Source organism: Kitasatospora sp. NPDC054768, assembly GCF_053612025.1.
On the sequence record NZ_JBSHBN010000109.1, the window covers coordinates 13,280 to 32,452 of the forward strand.

The 19,173-nt window shown below is 73.7% G+C and carries 18 protein-coding genes; 12 read left to right on the forward strand and 6 right to left on the reverse strand.

The annotated features are described in order from the left end of the window. Window positions 1-101: 101 nt before the first annotated feature. From ACWGKU_RS27575 to ACWGKU_RS27590, 4 genes are all read right to left on the reverse strand, one after another. Entirely contained in the window at window positions 102-1,157 is a 1,056-nt protein-coding gene (locus tag ACWGKU_RS27575) for an SDR family oxidoreductase (protein WP_452178648.1), read from the reverse strand. 96 nt (window positions 1,158-1,253) lie between these two features. Continuing rightward, window positions 1,254-1,829, reverse strand: a complete 576-nt coding sequence (locus ACWGKU_RS27580) for a TetR/AcrR family transcriptional regulator (RefSeq protein WP_401056483.1) — start codon at window positions 1,827-1,829, stop codon at window positions 1,254-1,256. 121 nt (window positions 1,830-1,950) lie between these two features. Beyond that, entirely contained in the window at window positions 1,951-2,580 is a 630-nt protein-coding gene (locus ACWGKU_RS27585; RefSeq protein ID WP_452178647.1) for a histidine phosphatase family protein, read from the reverse strand. 119 nt (window positions 2,581-2,699) lie between these two features. Further along, window positions 2,700-3,629: an aldo/keto reductase gene (locus ACWGKU_RS27590; RefSeq protein WP_452178646.1), complete on the reverse strand. Its 930-nt coding sequence runs from the start codon at window positions 3,627-3,629 to the stop codon at window positions 2,700-2,702. Between the two features lie 73 nt (window positions 3,630-3,702). Between ACWGKU_RS27590 and ACWGKU_RS27595 the strand changes: the two genes are divergently transcribed. The 5 genes from ACWGKU_RS27595 to ACWGKU_RS27615 all read left to right on the forward strand — a co-directional run bounded on the left by ACWGKU_RS27595 (window position 3,703) and on the right by ACWGKU_RS27615 (window position 7,995). Then, the gene (locus ACWGKU_RS27595; protein WP_401049131.1) at window positions 3,703-4,086 is read left to right on the forward strand and encodes a hypothetical protein; all 384 of its coding nucleotides are present in this window, start codon (window positions 3,703-3,705) and stop codon (window positions 4,084-4,086) included. Window positions 4,087-4,256: 170 nt separating this feature from the next. Beyond that, complete coding sequence (locus ACWGKU_RS27600) at window positions 4,257-5,252, forward strand: glycerophosphodiester phosphodiesterase (protein WP_452178645.1); 996 nt, start codon at window positions 4,257-4,259, stop codon at window positions 5,250-5,252. Window positions 5,253-5,280: 28 nt separating this feature from the next. After that, complete coding sequence (locus ACWGKU_RS27605) at window positions 5,281-5,760, forward strand: hypothetical protein (RefSeq protein WP_452178644.1); 480 nt, start codon at window positions 5,281-5,283, stop codon at window positions 5,758-5,760. Window positions 5,761-5,938: 178 nt separating this feature from the next. After that, a complete protein-coding gene (locus tag ACWGKU_RS27610) occupies window positions 5,939-6,907 on the forward strand; it encodes a D-2-hydroxyacid dehydrogenase family protein (protein ID WP_452178643.1) in 969 nt (322 codons plus the stop codon). 41 nt (window positions 6,908-6,948) lie between these two features. Continuing rightward, window positions 6,949-7,995, forward strand: a complete 1,047-nt coding sequence (locus ACWGKU_RS27615) for a hypothetical protein (RefSeq protein ID WP_452178642.1) — start codon at window positions 6,949-6,951, stop codon at window positions 7,993-7,995. A gap of 4 nt (window positions 7,996-7,999) precedes the next feature. On the opposite strand, the gene ACWGKU_RS27620 is transcribed toward ACWGKU_RS27615, so the two are convergent. Next, window positions 8,000-9,595: a M4 family metallopeptidase gene (locus tag ACWGKU_RS27620; RefSeq protein WP_401049140.1), complete on the reverse strand. Its 1,596-nt coding sequence runs from the start codon at window positions 9,593-9,595 to the stop codon at window positions 8,000-8,002. A 159-nt stretch (window positions 9,596-9,754) separates the two neighbouring features. On the opposite strand from ACWGKU_RS27620, the gene ACWGKU_RS27625 reads away from it, so the two are divergent. Together ACWGKU_RS27625 and ACWGKU_RS27630 are read left to right on the forward strand one after the other, a co-directional pair. Beyond that, a complete protein-coding gene (locus tag ACWGKU_RS27625) occupies window positions 9,755-10,156 on the forward strand; it encodes a GNAT family N-acetyltransferase (protein ID WP_452178641.1) in 402 nt (133 codons plus the stop codon). Window positions 10,157-10,175: 19 nt separating this feature from the next. Continuing rightward, the gene (locus ACWGKU_RS27630) at window positions 10,176-11,504 is read left to right on the forward strand and encodes a hypothetical protein (protein ID WP_452178640.1); all 1,329 of its coding nucleotides are present in this window, start codon (window positions 10,176-10,178) and stop codon (window positions 11,502-11,504) included. A gap of 12 nt (window positions 11,505-11,516) precedes the next feature. Here the strand turns inward: ACWGKU_RS27630 and ACWGKU_RS27635 are convergent, their stop codons facing one another. Next, window positions 11,517-13,661, reverse strand: coding sequence for an amino acid adenylation domain-containing protein (locus ACWGKU_RS27635; RefSeq protein ID WP_452178639.1), 2,145 nt, complete (start codon window positions 13,659-13,661; stop codon window positions 11,517-11,519). Between the two features lie 205 nt (window positions 13,662-13,866). Between ACWGKU_RS27635 and ACWGKU_RS27640 the strand changes: the two genes are divergently transcribed. From ACWGKU_RS27640 to ACWGKU_RS27660, 5 genes are all read left to right on the forward strand, one after another. Then, window positions 13,867-14,691, forward strand: coding sequence for an ABC transporter ATP-binding protein (locus ACWGKU_RS27640; protein ID WP_380549262.1), 825 nt, complete (start codon window positions 13,867-13,869; stop codon window positions 14,689-14,691). A gap of 129 nt (window positions 14,692-14,820) precedes the next feature. Next, window positions 14,821-15,969, forward strand: a complete 1,149-nt coding sequence (gene efeO / locus ACWGKU_RS27645; protein WP_380549259.1) for an iron uptake system protein EfeO — start codon at window positions 14,821-14,823, stop codon at window positions 15,967-15,969. 112 nt (window positions 15,970-16,081) lie between these two features. Beyond that, window positions 16,082-17,383 carry an iron uptake transporter deferrochelatase/peroxidase subunit gene (efeB, locus tag ACWGKU_RS27650; protein ID WP_380549256.1) on the forward strand — a complete coding sequence of 434 codons (1,302 nt, stop codon included), beginning with the start codon at window positions 16,082-16,084 and terminating at the stop codon, window positions 17,381-17,383. 46 nt (window positions 17,384-17,429) lie between these two features. Then, entirely contained in the window at window positions 17,430-18,278 is an 849-nt protein-coding gene (gene efeU / locus ACWGKU_RS27655) for an iron uptake transporter permease EfeU (protein ID WP_401053576.1), read from the forward strand. Window positions 18,279-18,495: 217 nt separating this feature from the next. Further along, entirely contained in the window at window positions 18,496-19,104 is a 609-nt protein-coding gene (locus ACWGKU_RS27660) for a DUF4232 domain-containing protein (RefSeq protein ID WP_359911001.1), read from the forward strand. The last annotated feature ends 69 nt before the right edge of the window (window positions 19,105-19,173 follow it).

The following is a 19,173-nucleotide window of genomic DNA, read 5'->3' on the forward strand; positions in this document are numbered from 1 at the left end:
ACCACCTCTCTTTTTCGGTTTTGGTGTGGTTTGGGTTGGCGCTTTTTTTTTCTCCTCGGCCGCGCGGGCGCGCGCCCCCGCCCCCCCCCCCCACGCCGGCGTCACGGTGCGCCGAATCCCTCCTCGACCAGGCGGGTGGCCCAGCGGGTCAGGGCCGGGGCGAGGGGCGGGTGGGTGAGGCCGGCGTCGGCGGCGAGGCGATCGGCGGAGCCGGTGTCGTAGCGGTCCTCGGAGAGGAAGGTGAGGGTCTCCGGGTCGGCGCCGGTGAGGACGCGGGGGAGGCGGCGGACCAGGGGGACGGGGATCAGGGCGCGGGGCGGGCGGACGCCGAGGTGGCGGGCGAGGAGGGTGATCAGCTCGGGGAGGCAGGGGGTGGTGGGGTCGAGGACGGTGTGGGCCGCGAGCGGGTCGCGGTCGTGCTCGGGCACGGCGGCGAGGAAGCGGGCCAGGTGGTCGACGGCGACGACGGGGAGGAAGGTGCGCCGGGTGCCGGGCAGCAGGGGGAGGCGCCCGCGGTGGAGTTGGCGGACGAGCTGGGCCGGGCCCAGGTACTGGCCGGCCTCGCCGGTCCGGGAGTGGCCGATGACGCTGCTGGGGTTGACGGTGGTGAGCGGGACGCCGAGGCGGGGTGCGGTGACCCGGACGGCGGCGTCGCCGAGGTGCTTGGAGGCCTCGTACGCGCCGAGGCGGGTGTAGAGGGTGGCGGTGGCGGAGGGGTCGAGGGGGTACCGCGGCCGCGGGTCGCGGCCGACGCGGTAGCCGGAGAGGTGGACCAGGCGGCGCAGCCCGGGCCGGGTGGCGGACCAGTGCAGGGCGTGCAGCGCGCCGTGGACGTTGGCGGGTTCGGCCTGGGCGCGGGTGAGGCCGAAGGCGTAGCGGGCGGCGAGGTTGTGGACGTCGCGGACCTCGCCGAGCCGGGCGTCGTCCTCGGGGGAGAGCCCGAGGCCGGGGCGGGTGAGGTCGGCGGTGACGGTGGTCGGCGCGGTGCCGTCCGCGCCGTGGTCGTGCAGCCACCGGCGCAGGGTGTCCGCGCCGGCGGTGTCGCGGACGGCGGCGGCCACCGGCTCGCCGCGGCCGAGGAGTTCGAGGACGAGCCAGCGGCCGAGGAAGCCGGTGGCGCCGAGGACGAGGGTGCGGGGCGGTGGGGCGGGCGTCACGGTGAACTCCAGGGATCCAGAATCAGTAGACCGGTCTGCATATTTTTCGGGCGCGGGCGGGCGGCGGCGCGGAACGGCCCGCCGCCCGCGCTCCGTCTACCGGCTGCCGAGCAAGTGCCGGACGGCGTGCCGGGCGTGGTCCAGTGGCTCGCGGCTGCGCCGGACGGAGGCGAGCAGGACGGCCCCCTCCAGCAGGGCGAGCGCCTGCCCGGCGGCGGCCCCGGCCTGCGCCGGGCCGAAGCCTTCGCGCTCCAGGCGGTCGGCCAGGACCTGCTGCCAGCCCGCGTACAGCCCGGCGCAGACCGTCCGCAGGGTCTCGTTGGTGCCGGCCACCTCCAGGGCGACGGTGGCGATCGGGCAGCCGCTGGTGTAGTCCGAGCGCTCCAGGCGCTCGGCGAAGGCCTCGATCAGCTGCTCGGCGAGGGTGGCGGTGTCGGCGCCCTCGCCGGCCAGCGTCGTGAGCAGCGCCTCGACCTCCTGGCCGGCCTGGGTGAGTGCGGCGGCCACCAACTGGTCCTTGCCGCCGGGGAAGTGGAAGTAGAGCGAGCCGCGCGGGGCGCCGGTGGCGGCCACGATCCGGTTGAGTCCGGTCCCGAAGTAGCCCTGCGCCTCGATCAGTTCCCTGGTGCCGGCGATCAGCCGGGCCCGGGTCTCCTCGCCCTTGACTCCCATGCGGCGATAGTAGACCGGTCTGCATATTTTTGTCGACGGGCCGTCGGGGCTGCTCCGGCGGTCCTCCGAGGGTCGTCCGGTGATCCTTCGGGGGTCCCTCGGAGAGGCGCTCGGGCCCTTGTCAGAAGCGGAGTTGGGGAGGGTAGCCGGTCCAGTGCAGCTCCTGAGGCAGGTGGCCCTGGTCGTTCAGCAGCAGCACGGCGGGCGGCCGGCCGGGCGCGTAGCGCAGGACGGTCAGCGCCGCGTTGGCGGCGTTGACGCCGAGCCAGCGCCAGGCCGGGGCGTCCAGGGCGTGCCGGACCAGCCAGCCGACCAGGAAGGCGTGGGTGACGACCAGCTCGTGCCGCTCCTCGCGGCCCGGCACCGGCCCGGTGAACCGCTCGACGGCCCGCCGCGCCAGCGCGGCGCCCTGCTCCCGCTCCTGCGCCGTGGTGGACGAGAGGAAGTTCAGCAGGAACTCGGCGCTGTCATCGGGGAGTTCGTCCCGCTCGGGCACGTGCGGCACGAAGTCCCCGGCCTCCTCGCACTGCTGCGGCCGCACGCCGGTCAGTTGTTCCGCGACCAGCCGCGCGGTCTCGGCGGCCCGGGGCAGCGGGCCGTGGTGCAGCACCGAGACCGGACGGCCGGCCAGCCGCCGGCCCAGCAGGGCGGCCTGTCGGCGTCCGGCGGCTGTGAGCCCGCTGCCGTCGCCTTCGGACGCGGCCTCGCCGTGGCGGGCCAGGTAGAGATAGCGGGTGGCGCGGTCGGTCATGTTCGGGGCCCCTCACGGTGGACGAAGATCGATTCGCCCCGGAGTGACGCGCCGTGGGCCGTGCCCGGTTCCGGCTCGGGCGGTGCCCCGTTCCGGCTCGGGCCGTGCCCGGTTCTGCCTCAGCCCGCGTGGGCCTCGTCCAGCAGCGCCAGCTCCTCGGCCGACAGTCGCAGTGCCCCGGCGGCGATGTTGTCCTCCAGGTGCGCCACGTCGCCGGTGCCCGGGATGGCCAGCACGTGCGGGCCGCGGTGCAGGGTCCAGGCCAGCCGCACCTGCGCGGTGCTCACCCCGCGCGCCTCGGCCACCGCCCGGACCTGGGCGGGCTCGGCCTCGCCGGCGCCGCCCTCCCGCCCGGCCCCGGCGATCGCGTAGAAGGGGACGAAGGCGATGCCCTGCTCCCCGCAGATCCGCAGCACCTCGTCCTGCGCCGGGGTGGCTCCGATGCCGTACGGGTTCTGCACGCAGACCACCGGCGCGATGGTCTGCGCCTCGGCGAGCTGGTGCGGGTGGACGTTGGACAGCCCCAGTCGGCGGATCAGCCCGGCCCGGCACAACTCGGCCAGCGCGCCGAAGCGTTCGGCGACCGAGTCGGTGCCGAGGACGCGCAGGTTCACCAGGTCGAGGTGGTCGCGGCCGAGCTGACGCAGGTTCTGCTCGACCTGGGCGCGCAGCCGCTCGGGGGTGCGGGCGTGCTCGGCCCACTCGCCGTCGAGGCCGCGGCCGGGGCCGACCTTGGTGGCGATCACCAGATCGTCGGGGTACGGCGCGAGCGCCCGGTTGATCAGCTCGTTGGCGGAGCGCAGCGGCGAGAAGTAGAAGGCGGCGGTGTCGATGTGGTTGACGCCCAGCTCGACCGCGCGGCGCAGCACCCGCAGCGCCTGCTCGCGGTCGCGGGGGACGGCGTGCGGGACGAGTGCCGGGCCGGTCTGGGGCAGACGCATGGTGCCGAAGCCGATCCGGTGGACGGTGCGGTCGCCGAGCTTCCACGTACCGGAGGCGGCGGCCGTGACGGGGGTGACGGGGGTGTTGGCAACTGCGCTCGAAGTCATGCCCATGATGATCACTGCTGCACCGGCCTGAGCGCCAACGATTCGACCATGCGTGAATCCACGGGGGTGGGGCTTGGCGGCCGAGCGCGGCGCGGCGCAGGTGCTGAACGACCTGCACGCCGGGCTCCGCTGGACGGAGGGCGCTCTGCGGCTGCGCCACCGCACCCGCCCGCTGCCGGGACCCACGGCCGGGGCGGGCCTCCCGCTGGTGCCGTCCGTCTTCACCGGCCCGGCGCTCCGCACCCGTCCGGCCCCGCCGGACCCGCTGCAGCTCGCCTGTCCGGCGCGCGGCACCGGCACCCTGTGGGCCACCGCCCCGGCGGCCGGCGCCGAGGCTGTGGCGGCCGTCCTCGGTCGCTCCCGCACCCGGCTTCTGACGGAGCTGGCGGCCCGGTCTCCACGACCGAGCTCGCCCGGCGCACCGGGTTGTCGGCGTCCGCGGTGTCCCAGTACCTGACGGCTGTGCGGGACGCCCGCCTGGTCGGCGCCCACCGGGCCGGGCGGTCGGTGCTGTGCGCGCGGCGCCGCCGGCGGAGGGTGAGCGGGTGTTGCTCCGCGCGCCGGCGTGTCGCCCCGGATGCCGGTGTCGTCGGGCCGCAGGTGCCGGACGGCCGTAATGTGCGGGACATGACACCCAATCGAGGTCCCCGGCAAGGCCCCCGGCACCCCCGGCACCTCCGGCAGCGGCGCCGTCGGACCGTTCTCGTCGCCGCGCTGCTCGGGGCCGCCGTCGGCGCCGTCGCGCTCGCCGGGGCACCGGTGCGGTCGGCCGCCGCACCCGCCGCCGCACCCGCCGCCGACACCCGGCTCCGCCCGGCCGGTGCACCGCCGACCGTGTACGCGCACCGCGGCGCCTCCTCCGCCGCGCCGGAGAACACCCTGGTGTCGGACGAGGTGGCCCGCCGGGCCGGCGCCGAGTGGGTCGAGAACGACGTCCAGCCCAGCAGTGACGGCGTCCCGTACGTGCTGCACGACGACACCGTGGACCGCACCACCGACGGCACCGGCCGGATCCGCGAGCTGACCGCCGCCCAACTGGACGCGCTGGACGCCGGCTCCTGGTTCGCCCCGGCCTACGCGGGCACCCGGCTGCCGACCCTGGCCGCCCAGCTGGAGGACCTGCGCACCCGCGGTGGCCGGCTGCTGCTGGAGATCAAGGGGCCGCACAGCCGTGACGAGGTCGCCCGGATCGTCCGGGAGGTGCGCGACCACGGCATGGCCGACCGGGTCATGGTCCAGAGCTTCGAGGTCGACGCCCTGCGCCACACCCGCGAACTGGCCCCCGAACTGCCCCTCGCGCTGCTCCGCTCCACCCTGGACGCCGACCCGGTCGCCACCGCCCGGGGCCTCGGCCTGGCCGCCTACCACCCCTCGGACGACGCGCTCTCCGCCCGCCCCGGCGCGGTCGGGGAACTGCACGCCGCCGGGGTGGCGGTCAACGTCTGGACGGTCGACCTGCCCGCCCGCTGGAAGGCCCTCACGGCGGCGGGCGTGGACGGGATCATCACCAACCGCCCGGCGGAGCTGGCCGGTTGGGCCGCCCCGGATCGTGCGGACCGAGGAGGGCTACGGCCTGCGGCCCCCGGAACTGCGGTAACCGGACGGTGGTCCGGTGTTCGGTGACGAACTTTATGGTGATTCCCCTGGATAAATGGTTCTGATCAGCCGTGCGGTTGTAGGGGTGCGCCGACGGGGGCCAGAAATAACCAGTGCCCATGACGATGACTTCACCGCTTCAGGTGGCTCTGAAATGCATGTCACCCGAACGGCCCATAAGTGCCTGTCCTTCCATGCGGCTTTCGGGAAGCACGTCGGTGCTTACCCCTGTGTGGGATATTCGGATCAACGCTTCGAACTCCGCTGGCCGGGGAACAATCCTGTCGACCTGTACAACATGGACTACAAGTCCTGTCTGAACATCTATACGCTGGAGGGCTCGGAGGTCGAAGGGGGGTACTGTGGGAATCTCAATGCCGACCTCCACGTCGAGGGGTCGCTCAATCCAGGGAACATCGTCAAGCTCTACATTCTGTACGACGGGACCAAGTACTGCCTGGATTACAACACCGAGGTCCTGTCCTGGAGGTGTCACACCATCGACCGCCAGGAATGGGAAGTGCTGAGCGGATAGCGGCGACTGCAATTCCTTCGGCCGGACAGCAGACCCCGGAACAGGGTCTGCTGTCCGGCGCCGCTGGTTTCCTCAGGTGGTGCCGACGTATCTCCCTCCGCAGGTCGGTCCGGCACCGCCACCGCCCCGGACCCGACCCGGGGCGCCGGGTGGCGGAGGCTTCTGCGAGAGTGCGGGCATGACGCCTCCGATCCTCAGCTGCGCCGTCCTGGACGACTACCAGGGCGTCGCCACCAGCAGCGCCGACTGGTCCCCGGTGGCGGGCCGGGTCTCGGTGACGGCCTTCCGCGAGCACTTCGGCTCGGAGGAGGAGCTGGCCGCCGCGCTCGCCGGGTTCGACATCGTGGTCACCCTGCGCGAGCGGGTGCCCTTCCCGGCCTCGCTGTTCGCCCGGCTGCCGAGGCTCCGGCTGCTGGTCGCCTCCGGGATGCGCAACGCGGCGATCGACCTCGCGGCCGCGCAGGCGCACGGGGTGACGGTCTGCGGCACCGCCAGCTCGGGCACCCCGCCGGTCGAGCTGACGTGGGCGCTGCTGCTCGGACTGGCCCGCGGCATCGTCCAGGAGAACACCGCGCTGCGCGAGGGCGGCCCCTGGCAGAGCACCGTCGGCGCCGACCTGCACGGCCGGACGCTCGGGCTGCTCGGCCTCGGCCGGATCGGCGGCCGGGTGGCCCGGGTCGGCCTGGCCTTCGGCATGGACGTGGTGGCCTGGAGCCGGAGCCTGACCGACGAGCGGGCCGCCGGGGCGGGCGTGCGGCGCGCCGCCGACAAGGAGGAGCTGCTCCGCGAGAGCGACTTCGTCTCGATCCACCTCGCCCTTGACCCGGGCACCCGGGGGCTGATCGGCGCGGCCGAGCTGGACCTGATGAAGCCCGGGGCGTACCTGGTCAACACCTCCCGGGCGGCGATCGTCGACCAGGACGCGCTGCTCACCGCGCTCATCGGCGGCCGGATCGCGGGTGCGGGCGTCGACGTCTTCGACATCGAACCGCTGCCCGCCGACCACCCGATGCGCACCGCTCCCCGGCTGCTGGCCACCCCGCACCTGGGGTACGTGTCGCAGGACAACTACCGGCGCTACTACGAGGAGGCGGTGGAGGACATCGCGGCGTTCCTGGCGGGCGAACCGATCCGTCGGCTGGGCTGACGCCTCCTGCGCCAGGGGGTCCTCCGCCGCATACTGACGGCATGACGGGTGGAGACGGCGGCCGGGCCGCGGGCCGGCGCGGGGTGCTGCGGGCGGGCGCGGCGGCGCTGGTGCTGGGTGCGGCGGGGTGCACGAGCGGGAGCAGGCCGCGGGCCGCGACCACCGGCCCGGCCGCCACGACGCCCGCCGCCACGACGCCCGTAGCCACGACGCCCGCCGCCACGAGTAGTGCCGGAACGCCCGCGCGGACACCGACCCCGCTGCCCCGGCCGCCCCTCTGGCAGCCCGGCCCCGGCGAGATCCAGCCCGACGTCAAGCGCCGCGCCGTCGAGCTGGTCGCCGCGCTCGGCGCCTGGCCGCCCGGCGGGCAGGGCACGGAGGCGGCCCGTGCCCGGGTGGCGGCGCTCGGCCTGCCGCCCGCGCTGGCCGACGCCGCGGGTCCGCTCGCCCCGGCGGCGGCCGAGGCGAGCCTGGAGGTGATCGTCGCCCAGTACGGAGGCATCCTCGACGACTCGGCGAGCGTGCTCGTGGTCTGCCGTCAGTGGACGCGCGGTCCGGACGGTTCGGTGGCCGAGGGCGGCACCACGGTGGACGTCCGGCTGAGCCGGGCCGAGCCGCGCTGGACGGTCACCGAGCTGTACCCGGGAGTGGCGGGCCCGGCGGCCGCCGCACCGCCGCCCGCGGTGGCCCGGGTGCTGGCCGAGCCCCGGGTCGAGCTGCCGCCCGAGGCCGCCGCAGACCTGCGCAGCGGCACCGTGCACGACAGCGTGCTGGAGGCGATGCTGCGGCTGGCCGGCCCGTACACGCTCTCGGTGAGCGTGGTGCGGACCGGCCACCCGCTGGACGTCTTCGGGACGACCCGGCCCAGCGACCATCCACTGGGCCGGGCCTTCGACGTCTGGCGGATCGACGGGCTGGCCGTGGTCGACCCGGGTACGTCCCGGCAACTGGTCGAGTCCTTCATGCGGGACGCGGCCGCCGCCGGTGCGTACAACGTGGGCGGGCCGGTGGCGATCCCGGGCGCCGGCAACCGGTTCTTCACCGACGACACCCACCACGACCACTGCCACGTGGGGTTCAACTACTAGGAAATCAGCTGACGTTGACCCCGCTCCAGGCCGCCGCGACCGCGTTGTACTCGGTGCTGGCGGCGCCGTACAGGTCGCGGGCCGCGTTCAGGGAGGCGGCGCGGGCGCCCTTGTAGTTGGTGGTGGAGGTCATGTAGACGGTCAGCGCGCGGTACCAGATCTTGGCGATCTTGTCGTGGCCGATGCCGGCCACCGTGGAGCCGTTGCAGGTCGCGCTGTTGTAGGTGACGCCGTTGATGGTCTTGCTGCCGCTGCCCTCGCTGGCCAGGTAGAACCAGTGGTTGCCGACGCCCGAGGAGTAGTGCACGTCGAGCTTGCCGACGCTGCTGCTCCAGCAGTCGGCCGAGGAGCCGTCCAGCGAGGGCTTGTCGAAGCGGCGCAGCCACGGCGGGGTGGACTGGTCGCTGAACAGGTAGTCGCCGGTGTCGACGCTGTTGTTGGCGTACCACTCGACCATGGTGCCGAAGATGTCGCTGGTGGACTCGTTGAGGCCGCCGGACTCGCCGCTGTAGCGCAGGTTGGCGGTGGCGCTGGTGACGCCGTGGGTCATCTCGTGGCCCATGGTGTCGAGGTCGACCTGCTCCGGGTCGCTGCTGCCGTTGCCGTCGCCGGTCATCATGCAGAAGCAGCTGTCGGACCACTGGGCGTTGTCCCAGTTGGTGCCGACGTGGACGAAGACGGTGGCGCCCTTGCCGTCGTTCTTGATGCCGCTGCGGCCGTGGACGTTCTTGTAGTAGTCGTACGTCCAGGCGGTGTTGGCGTGGGCGTCGACGGCGGCGGTGGAGCGGTCGGTGGAGAACTTCTTCCCGTCGCCCCAGACGTTGGTGGTGCTGTTGAACGCGGTGCCGGAGGTCGCCTTGATCGAACTCGCGGAGAGGTTGTTGGCGTCCTTGGTGACGTGGCCGCGGACCGGGTCGGTCAGGGTGTAGCCGCCGCCGGACTTGGCGGTGGTGTCGATGCTGATCCTGCCGGTGTACTCGGAGTTCCCGGTGCCGGTCGCCTGGTGCTCGGCGTCGTAGGACTCGATCTGCTCGCCGGTGGTGGCGTCGGTGACGACGACCTTGCCGGCCGGCTCGCCGTGCGCGCCGGTGCCCGCGACGGTGGTGCGCCAGGCCAGCCGGGGCGTGCCGTCGGCGGCCCAGACGACCAGCTCGGGGGTGCTGACGGCGTCCTGGACGCCCGGGGCGGCGGCGAGCGCGCCGGCCGCGCCGGACTGCGCGGTCACCTTCGGGACGGTCGACTTCACGGCGGCGTCGTGGGCGGCCGCGCGGGAGGAGTCCTTGAGCCTGCCCTTGGCGTCCTGGTGGACGACCAGGTCGCCGCCGACCACCGGCAGGCCCTGGAAGGTGCGGTCGAAGCGGACGTGCGAGGCGCCGTCGGCGTCCAGCACGACGTCCTTGAGCACGAGGTCCTGGCCGGCGCCGAAGCCGAACACCCCCGCGTTGTGGGTGACGTTGGCGCGGGCCTGGGATATCGCGGCCTCGCGCGGGGCGGTGGCGGCGGAGGCCGTGGCGGCCGGGACGGTGGCGCCGGCGAGGGCGGCGACGACCGCGACGGCTCCGGCCACGCGGGCACGGCGGGAGGAAGGCGTGGGGGTCACTCTGACTCCAGTGGGGGTAGCTGTGCAGGGAAAGGAGCTGCGTCAGAGATTGACCGGGGTCAGTCAGATTCAGCTAGAGGAAAGGTCATAACTTTGCCAAGTCGTGTCCTTGGTCGATAAAAAATGATCAGAACTTAACAAGGGGTCTACAGTGCCGTCGTGACGATCGACTACCTGTGGCGCGGCCCGCTCACCGACCCCGAACTCGACACCCTGCACGCCGAAGGCTTCGGCCACCCCGGGGAACCGGGCGGCCGGATCGCCCGCCTGGAGCGGCACAGCCTCGGCTGGGTCACCGCCCGGCGCACCGCCGCCGACGCCCTGGTCGGCTTCGTCAACCTCGCCTGGGACGGCGGCGCCCACGCCTTCCTGCTCGACACCGTGGTCGCCCCGGACGCCCGGCGGCAGGGCATCGCCACCCGGCTGGTCGCCGAGGCCGCCGACGGCGCCCGCGCGGCCGGCTGTACCTGGCTGCACGTCGACTACGAGCCCCACCTGCGCCCCTTCTACCTCGACGCCTGCGGCCTGCGCCCCACCGACGCGGGGCTGTTGGCGCTCTGAAGCCCTAGGCTTCCGCCCCATGGACGGATGGGTGGGGGCCTGGACCGGTGGCCGGGCGGCGGTCCACGTGGGCGACGTCGCGGACTTCAACGCGCAGTTCTTCGCACCCGGCATGGACGAGGCCCAGCGCCTGCGTCGGCTGCGGCAGGCGCACCACTACGCCTGCCTGGCCGTCTGCTACAGCCCCGAACCGGCCCTGCTGGTCCTGCCCGCCGAGGTCGCCCCTGAGTGGACCGACTGGCTGGCCCGGGAGTTGGCCTGGGGCCCGGTCGAGGTGCACAGCGGTGTGGCGCCGGACCGGACGGTGGCCGAGGCGCTCGCCGCCCGCCCCGCCCTGGCCGCCCGGATCGCCGACTCCGGCCGCCCGGTGGTGAGTTGGGGGCGGAATGCCGCGCATGGCGAGGGGCCCGAGCTGGCCGCCGTGCGCCGCTACGAGTCCAAGGCCGCCGCGCACGACCTGTTCGCCGCCCTCGCCCCCGGGCACCCCGGCATCCGGCTGCCGCGCCAGGAGCGTCCGGAGGGCCGCCGCCGGGCCGCCCGTCGGCTCACCGCCCGCGCCGTCCGGGGACAGACCACCGTACTGAAGAGCCCGTACGGCGTCGGCGGCTACGGCACCGTGGTGGTGGAGCCCGCCGAACTGTTCGCGGCGGGCGGCGGCAGGGCGCTGCTGCGGCACCTGGTGCGTACCGAAGTCCTGCCCCCCGAAGGCGCGTTGCTGCTGGAGGAGTACGTCGACCCGGGCCCGGCGGCCCGGCTGCGCGACCTCACCTACGACGCCCTGGTCGGACCGGACGGCACCGTCCACCCGGTCGGCGCCGGTGCCATGGACGTGGCCGGCACCCGCTACCAGGGCGTCACCGTCGGCCCCGGCACGGTGCCGCACGCCGCCGCCGACACCGCCCGCCGGTTCGCCCTGGCGGTGGGGGAGCGGCTGGCCGCCGAGGGCTACCGCGGCTGGTACGACGTCGACTTCGTCACCGACCGGGAGCGCCGGCTCGCCCCCACCGAGATCAACCTGCGGCTCACCGGTCCGGCCGTCGCCTTCGTGCTGGCCGCCCGCCTCGACCGGGTGCGCGGCCCCGGCCACCTGGTGCGCACCCTGGACGGGATGCCGCTCGGCGCCCGGCTCGCCCCGGCCGCGCTGCACGACCACCTGGAACGGCTGCGCCCGCGCTGCGCCCGGCTCGGCGTCACCCTGCTGCCGCTGATCCCGACCGCCTGCCACGACCCGGAGCCCGTCGTCGGCCTCGCCCTCGCCGGGCCGGACGCCGAGGCACTGGACGCGGCCGAGGCGCTGGTCGAGGCCGCGAACCGGGGGCTGACCGGGATGTTCGAGGCGCTCAGGTGATGTTCGAGGCGCTCAGAGATGCCGGCCCTTCCTTTCGCCCCCTCCGGCCGGAGGCCGCCAGAGCATGAACCGGATCAGCACCAGCGCCGCGAGCATCAGCGAGACGTTGAACGCGAACACCATCACGGTCTCGCGCGGCCAGTCCGTGGCCTTGGTGAGCCGGTACAGGTTGTCCTGCGGCCACCAGTTGACCAGCAGCCAGGTGATCGCCAGGTGGGCCAGCGCCGAGAGCCGGACCGGCCTGCCCTGCCGCAGGACGGCCTCGAAGCCGGCACCGAACCAGACGAGCCCGGCGCCGAACGCCAGGTTCTCGCACAGATAGAGCAGCCGGAACCAGCCGCTGTACGGGGAGGGGACGCCGGTGAGATCGGTCGAGCCGGGGAAGAGCACATCGGTCATCGCCCACGCGCTCGCGGCGAAGATCAGCACGCAGAAGACCGCGCCGCAGCCGCTCCCGAAGTCCGAGTTCCCGGAACCGCCGCCCGCCTTGCCGCCGCTCCGGACGCCGCCCCCGGTCTTGCCGCCGTTCCGGCCGCCACCGGCCTTGGCGGAGCGCCGGGCGGCGTGTCCCGGCGGGGCCGGCAGCGGCAGGGCCGCGCGGTTCAGCTTGCCGGCCCGGGTGCGCGGCAGTTCGGGTACCGGGACGACGGCGGCGGGCACCGACTGGCCCCTGAGCGCGGTCCTCAGGTACTGGGAGAGCGACCAGCCGTCGGCGCCGTCCGTACCCGGCTCGGTCACCGCGTAGCCGACCAGCTGCGGTTTGCCCGGCACCGTCTCCACCTCGACGACGGCCGCCTCCCGCACCGCCAGGTGCCCGCGCAGCACGCCCTCCGCGCGGACCGCCGCCCGGACCCGCGCCAGCACGCTTGTCGGCCGTCTCGTGCCGAGCGGTCCGACCACGGCCGCGGCCCGGGCGGTGAACTCCAGCACGCCGTCCGCGCGCAGCACCCCGAGGTCGCCGGTCAGCAGCACCCGGCCGTCCGGGTCGAAGTCCGCCCGGATGAAGCGACGGGCGGTGTCCGTGGGCCGGTTGAGGTAGCCGCGGGTCAGGCCGGCGCCGGCGATCGCGATCTCGCCCGTCATGCCCTGCTTGGCGGGGGTGCGGTTCGGGCCGAGCACGTACACCCGGGTGCCGGGAAAGGGCCGGCCGACCAGCGAGACCCGTTCGGCGCCCTCGGCGGCGGCGGTGCCCCGCGCGTCGAAGTAGGTGCTGTCCACGGTGGCCTCGGCCAGCCCGTAGACGTTCAGCACCCGGGTGCCCGCGCCGAGCAGGCGTTGCAGGCCCAACTGCTCGTCCAGGTACCACTTCTCGGCGCCGACGGTGAGCAGCCGTACCCCGGGCAGGCCCGCGCCGGCCCCCGCGCCGCCGGCCTCGGCCAGCAGGGCGGTCAGCCGGCGCGCGGTGCGGACGTTCAGCTCCAGGACGGTGATCCGCTCCGCGGCCACCAGGGCGGGCAGTGCCCCGAGGTCGGCGGCGCGGTCCAGGGTGAGGTTGAACGGGGTGACCACCAGGGTGGCGCCGGTACAGAGCGCACGCACCCAGTCGGCGGTGAAGACGTCGAACTCCAGGCTCGCCGTCTGCAGGATCCGGTCCTCGGCGGTCAGCTCGTACACCTCACGCCAGCCCTCGTACGCGGCCAGCAGGTTGCGGTGCTCGACCAGCGCGCCGACGGGCAGGCCGGTGGAACCGGAGGTGTAGAAGACGCAGGCGAGGTCCCCGGGGCCGGTCTCGGGCGGCGCGAACGGGGCCGTCGCGGGGGCGGCCGTGTCGACGCAGACCAGCCGGGCCCCGCCGGCGTCCGCCAGCCGTACCCGGTGGCACTCCTCGGTGACCACCAGGTCCGGTGCGGCGTCCGCGAGCACGTGCCGCAGCAGCGGGTCCGGCGCGGCCGGTTCCAGCGGCACGAACGCCGCGCCCGCCTTCAGCACGGCCAGCAGCGCCACGTACACCTCGGTGCCCCGGCCGAGCGCGACCGCCGCCCGGCCGCCCGGGGCCAGGCCCCGCTCCGCCAGCACCGCGGCCAGCCGCCCGGCCCGCGCGTCCAGCTCCCCGTAGCTCAGCTCCCGCCGGCCGCAGCGCACGGCCACCGCCTCGGGCGCCAGCCGGGCCTGCCGTTCGACCAGCGCGTGCAGGGTGTCGACCCGCTCCCCGGTCATCCTCGTCCCCCTCGTCCCCGCTTCCCCTCGGAGGCACGATCCTCCTCCCAACTCCCTCCGGACAACAGGGTTCTGGCGCGTCCACCCCTCGGACGTCCGGGCCCGTCCACGGCCGACGGTTGTACTCTGCACGCGGACGGACGGCGCCGGCCCGTCCGGTGCGGCGCCCCGCCCGCACCCTGCCCGGCGCCGCGATCGGAGTCCCATGAATTCATCCGCCCCCGACTTCGCCGGGCCGCTGCTGCGCACCCGGGACGTGGACGTCGTGCGCGATGGCCGCCACCTGCTGCGCGGGATCACCCTGGAGATCCGGCCGGGCGAGCACTGGGCGCTGCTCGGTCCGAACGGCGCGGGCAAGTCCACCCTGCTCGCGCTGCTCGGCGCGGTCTCCCACCCCACCCGCGGCGAGGTGGACGTGCTCGGCCGCCGGCTCGGCCGGGTGGACGTCCGCGAGCTGCGCGCGCACCTCGGGCACGTCAACCCGCGCCACCCGCTGCGTTCACCGCTGACCGTGCGCGAGGTGGTGCTCACCGGGCACACCAACACCATCGAGCCGGAGTTCCACCGCAAGCCGGCCCCGGAGGCGCTGGAGCGGGCCGAGCGGCTGATCGACACGCTCGGGATGCGCGCGATGGCCGACGCCGCGTGGACGACGCTGTCCCAGGGCGAGCGCGGCCGGGCCCTGATCGCCCGTGCGCTGATGCCCAGCCCCCGGCTGCTGCTGCTCGACGAGCCCGCCACCGGGCTGGACCTGACCGCCCGCGAACTGCTGCTGGACAGTCTGGACCTGCTGCGCCACCAGCATCCGGAGCTGGCCAGCGTGCTGGTCACCCACCACCTGGAGGAGCTGCCGGAGAGCACCACCCACGCCCTGCTGCTGCGCGGCGGCGAGTGCGTCGCGGCCGGGCCGGTGGCGGAGGTGATGACGACGGAGCTGATCAGCGAGACCTTCGGGCACCCGATCAGGATCAGCCGCCACGAGGGCCGCTGGACGGCCCGGGCGGCCGCCCGCCGGACACCGGGAAGGTAACGGTTCAGGGGGTGGGTGTAGACGAAAAATCGTCTTTACGTAAGGTATGCCTTAGCTAATGATGGTCGGCTGGCCCCCAGCCGCCCGCACTGCCATGGCACACCCATGCCCTTTTCCGTTGGAGCCCGCATGTCCGCCCGTCGCCGTTCCACCGCAGCCGCGCTGCTCACCCTCGCCGTGGCGACCGCAACCCTGGCCGGCTGCGCGTCCAAGAAGGACGACAAGGCGGCCTCCTCCGGCGCGGTCACGGTGAACGCGACCGACACCGCCTGCGAGGTCTCCAGGACCAGCTTCCCGGCCGGCCACGTCGTGCTGGACATCAGCAACAAGGGCTCCAAGACCACCGAGGTCTACGTCTACGGCGACGGCGACAAGATCGTCACCGAGCGCGAGAACATCGGCCCCGGCACCAAGGCCAGCATCAACGCCGAGATCAAGGCCGGCTCGTACGAGATCGCCTGCAAGCCCGGCATGGTCGGCGACGGCATCCGCCAGAAGATCACCGTCACCGGCGAGGGCGGCAGCGCCGCGCCGGCCGACCCGCGCCTGGCCGCCGCCGTCACCGCCTACCGCACGTACGCCCAGGAGCAGGCCGACGCCACCATCCCGGCCGTCGAGGCCTTCGCCGCCGCGATCAAGTCCGGCGACCTGGAGAAGGCCAAGTCGCTGTACGCGCCCTCGCGCACCGGCTGGGAGCGCACCGAGCCGGTCGCCGAGAGCTTCGGCGACGTCGACCCGAAGACCGACACCCGCGAGGACAAGCTGGAGCAGGGCCAGGAGTGGACCGGCTGGCACAAGCTGGAGAAGTCGCTCTGGGCCGACGCGAAGATCGGCGACGACGAGAAGAAGCTCGCCGACCAGCTGGTCGCCGACCTCAAGGACTGGCAGAAGAAGATCCCCGAGGCCGAGATCACCGCGACCAGCATGGCCAACGGCGCCAAGGAGCTGCTGGACGAGGTCGCCACCAACAAGATCACCGGCGAGGAGGACCGCTACAGCCACACCGACCTGGCCGACTTCCAGGCCAACGTCGAGGGCGCGCAGAAGGCCTACGAGCTGCTGAAGCCGGTCGCCTCCGAGAAGGACGCGGAGCTCGCGAAGACGCTGGACTCCGAGTTCGCCGCCATCAACGCCCTGCTGGCCAAGTACAAGCAGGCCGACGGCACCTTCACCTCCTACGACAAGGTCACCGAGACCGAGCGCAAGGCCTTCTCCGACGCGGTCAACTCGCTGGGCGAGCCGCTGTCGAAGCTGGCCGCCGCCGTGGTCGTCAAGTAACCGGCCACCCCACCCGAAGTACCCCGCCGACGCCGTGGCGGCCCGCGATCCGGGTCCCACGGCCTCCGTGGGTCAGCGCACAGTCCAGCACAGTAGAAGGGCCCGCCCGCCGATGGACGCGGAGAACGAGCAGCAGAACGGGACGCCGGCCACCGCCGACGCCGCCGGCACCAGGAGCGCGGTCAGCCGACGCGCCGTCATCGGCTGGGCCGGCGCGGGCGTCGCGCTCGGCGCCGCCGCCGTCGGCTCGGTGGCGGCCGCCACCCGTCAGGACGACGCCGTCCCGGTCGCCGCCCCGGTCGGCGCCGAGCTGCCGTTCTACGGCGAGCACCAGGCGGGCATCTCCACCCCGGTCCAGGACCGGCTGCACTTCGCCGCCTTCGACGTCTCGGAGAAGGCCACCCGGGAGTCCCTGGTCAAGCTGCTCAAGGAGTGGACCAAGGCGGCCGCCGCGATGACCGGCGGCCGCGAGGTCGGCACCGGCGCGGTGCCCGGCTCGCCGGAGGCGCCGCCGGACGACACCGGCGAGGCCCTCGGCCTGCCCGCCTCCCGGCTCACCCTGACCATCGGCTTCGGCCCGAGCCTGTTCGAGAAGGACGGCGTGGACCGCTTCGGCCTCCGGGCCAAGCGCCCCGAGGCCCTGATCGACCTGCCGAACTTCAAGGGCGACAAGCTCGACCCGACCCGCAGCGGCGGCGACCTCTGCGTCCAGGCCTGCGCCGACGACCCGCAGGTCGCCGTGCACGCGATCCGCAACCTGGCCCGGATCGGCATGGGCACCGTCAACATCCGCTGGTCGCAGCTGGGCTTCGGCAAGACCTCCTCGACCACCCCGGACGAGCAGACCCCGCGCAACCTGATGGGGTTCAAGGACGGCACCCACAACATCGCGGGCACCGACACCGGGAAGCTGGCCGACCACGTCTGGGCCGCGCCCGGCGACGGCCCGGAGTGGATGACCGGCGGCTCCTACCTGGTCGCCCGGCGGATCCGGATGCACATCGAGACCTGGGACCGCGCCTCGCTCAAGGACCAGGAGGACACCTTCGGCCGCACCAAGGGCGAGGGCGCCCCCTACGGCAAGGGCAAGGAGCACGACGCGCCGGACCTCAAGGCGATGCCCGCGACCTCGCACGTCGCGCTCGCCCACCCGGACGCCAACGACGGCCTGATGATCCTGCGCCGCGGCTTCTCCTTCACCGACGGCACCGACGGCCTCGGCCGCCTGGACGCCGGGCTGTTCTTCCTCGCCTACCAGCGCGACACCCGCAAGGCCTTCGTTCCGCTGCAGACCCGCCTCGCGGCGAGCGACAAGCTCAACGAGTACATCCAGCACGTCGGCTCCGCCCACTTCGCCTGCCCGGCGGGCGTGCGCAAGCCGGGGGAGTGGTGGGGCCAGGCCCTGCTCGGCTGACCTCACCCGCCCCCCGGTACCACCTCTACACCCCCCAGGAGCCCGCGTGTTCGGCAACTACCTGATCGGCCTGCGCGAAGGCCTCGAAGCCAGCCTGGTCGTCTGCATCCTGATCGCCTACCTGGTCAAGACCGGCCGCAAGGACCGGCTGCCGCCGGTGTGGATCGGCGTCGGCTCGGCCGTGGCGCTCTCCATGGCCTTCGGCGCGCTGCTGCAGTTCGGCTCCTCGCAGCTCACCTTCGAGGCCCAGGAGGCGCTCGGCGGCTCGCTGTCGATCATCTCGGTCGGCCTGGTGACCTGGATGGTGTTCTGGATGCGGCGCACCGCCCGGCACCTGAAGACCGAGCTGCACGGCAAGCTGGACGCGGCGATCGCGATGGGCACCACGGCCCTGGTGGTCACCGCCTTCCTGGCCGTCGGCCGCGAGGGCCTGGAGACCTCGCTGTTCATCTGGACCGCGGTCCAGGCCACCGGCGACGGCTGGAACCCGCTGATCGGCGCCGCGCTCGGCCTGCTCACCTCGGTGCTGCTCGGCTGGCTGTTCTACCGGGGCGCGCTGAAGATCAACCTGGCCAAGTTCTTCACCTGGACCGGCGCGATGCTGGTCGTGGTCGCGGCCGGCGTCCTCGCCTACGGCGTGCACGACCTCCAGGAGGCCGGCTGGCTGCCCGGTCTGCAGAGCACGGCCTTCGACATCTCCAGCACCATCCCCAAGGACAGCTGGTACGGCACCCTGCTGAAGGGCGTCTTCAACTTCCAGCCGGACCCGACGGTGCTCCAGCTGGTGATCTGGGGGCTCTACCTGGTCCCGACCCTGGCCGTGTTCTTCAACGTCCTCGGCGGCGGGAAGAGCGGGAAGCCCGCCCGGCCGGTGGCCGCGAAGCCGGCCGCCTGATCCGGTCCTCCTCCACCCGTACCGCCCCGTCCGGCACCCGCCGGGCGGGGCGGTGTCGTGCGGGCGGCGCCAGTTCGCGCCAGTAGCGGCCGAAACCGGTCAGGAAAAGGAAGAAAACGGTCAGCTCTGACAAACTGCAGCCTCAATGGAACCGTTCTGCCACGGCCTTCGTACTTAGGGTGACAGACCCATGCCATTACTCACCCTTGGGGGGACCATGACCGTTCGCAGGCCTGCCAGGTTAGTCGCCGCCGGTGTCGCCGCCCTCGCGGCGACCGTCCTGCTGACCGCGTGCGACGACGTGAAGTACACCGACGACAAGCCGGGCGACCCGAAGGCGAGCGCCGCCGGGGCCACCGTCCCCGGCGACCCGATGGCCGGCCAGGCGGCCGGATCGCGGTGCAAGAGCGACGAGATCACCGCCACCGTGCAGCTCAAGGGCGCGGGCTCGGCCATGCTGACGATCAAGAACAAGAGCGACCACAACTGCACCCTGTACGGGTACCCGGGCTTCGGCGGCCTGAAGGCCGACAACAGCGCGGACGCGCTGTCGGCCAACCGCGAGGCCCACCCCGGGCCGGCGGTGCTGGTCACCCTGAAGCCCAACAAGTCCGGCTACGCGGGCCTCAAGTGGAGCGCCTGCGACAAGTCGGACGCGACCTGCCACGTGCTCACCGGCCTCCAGATCACCGCGCCGGACGAGACCACGCCGGTCACCGCCGAGGTGCTCGGCACCGACGGCAAGCCGGCCGGCCAGCTGCTGGTCTCGGCCGCCGGGGTGACCACCGGCACGCTGCAGCCGAACAACGAGAAGGTCCTGTTCTGACCGGTGCCGTCCACCTGATGCCGCTCGGCCGACGACAGTCGCCCGACGACGCACCGGAGCCCCCGGGGC

What these genes read in the sequence shown, in the direction of transcription:
- ACWGKU_RS27580 (WP_401056483.1), bottom strand. Translation starts at nt 1,829, where the DNA reads ATGGGAGTCAAGGGCGAGGAGACCCGGGCCCGGCTGATCGCCGGCACC.
- ACWGKU_RS27585 (WP_452178647.1), bottom strand. Translation starts at nt 2,580, where the DNA reads ATGACCGACCGCGCCACCCGCTATCTCTACCTGGCCCGCCACGGCGAG.
- ACWGKU_RS27590 (WP_452178646.1), bottom strand. Translation starts at nt 3,629, where the DNA reads ATGACTTCGAGCGCAGTTGCCAACACCCCCGTCACCCCCGTCACGGCC.
- ACWGKU_RS27600 (WP_452178645.1), top strand. Translation starts at nt 4,257, where the DNA reads ATGACACCCAATCGAGGTCCCCGGCAAGGCCCCCGGCACCCCCGGCAC.
- ACWGKU_RS27605 (WP_452178644.1), top strand. Translation starts at nt 5,281, where the DNA reads ATGGTTCTGATCAGCCGTGCGGTTGTAGGGGTGCGCCGACGGGGGCCA.
- ACWGKU_RS27610 (WP_452178643.1), top strand. Translation starts at nt 5,939, where the DNA reads ATGACGCCTCCGATCCTCAGCTGCGCCGTCCTGGACGACTACCAGGGC.
- ACWGKU_RS27615 (WP_452178642.1), top strand. Translation starts at nt 6,949, where the DNA reads ATGACGGGTGGAGACGGCGGCCGGGCCGCGGGCCGGCGCGGGGTGCTG.
- ACWGKU_RS27630 (WP_452178640.1), top strand. Translation starts at nt 10,176, where the DNA reads ATGGACGGATGGGTGGGGGCCTGGACCGGTGGCCGGGCGGCGGTCCAC.
- ACWGKU_RS27635 (WP_452178639.1), bottom strand. Translation starts at nt 13,661, where the DNA reads ATGACCGGGGAGCGGGTCGACACCCTGCACGCGCTGGTCGAACGGCAG.
- ACWGKU_RS27640 (WP_380549262.1), top strand. Translation starts at nt 13,867, where the DNA reads ATGAATTCATCCGCCCCCGACTTCGCCGGGCCGCTGCTGCGCACCCGG.
- efeO (WP_380549259.1), top strand. Translation starts at nt 14,821, where the DNA reads ATGTCCGCCCGTCGCCGTTCCACCGCAGCCGCGCTGCTCACCCTCGCC.
- efeB (WP_380549256.1), top strand. Translation starts at nt 16,082, where the DNA reads ATGGACGCGGAGAACGAGCAGCAGAACGGGACGCCGGCCACCGCCGAC.
- ACWGKU_RS27660 (WP_359911001.1), top strand. Translation starts at nt 18,496, where the DNA reads ATGACCGTTCGCAGGCCTGCCAGGTTAGTCGCCGCCGGTGTCGCCGCC.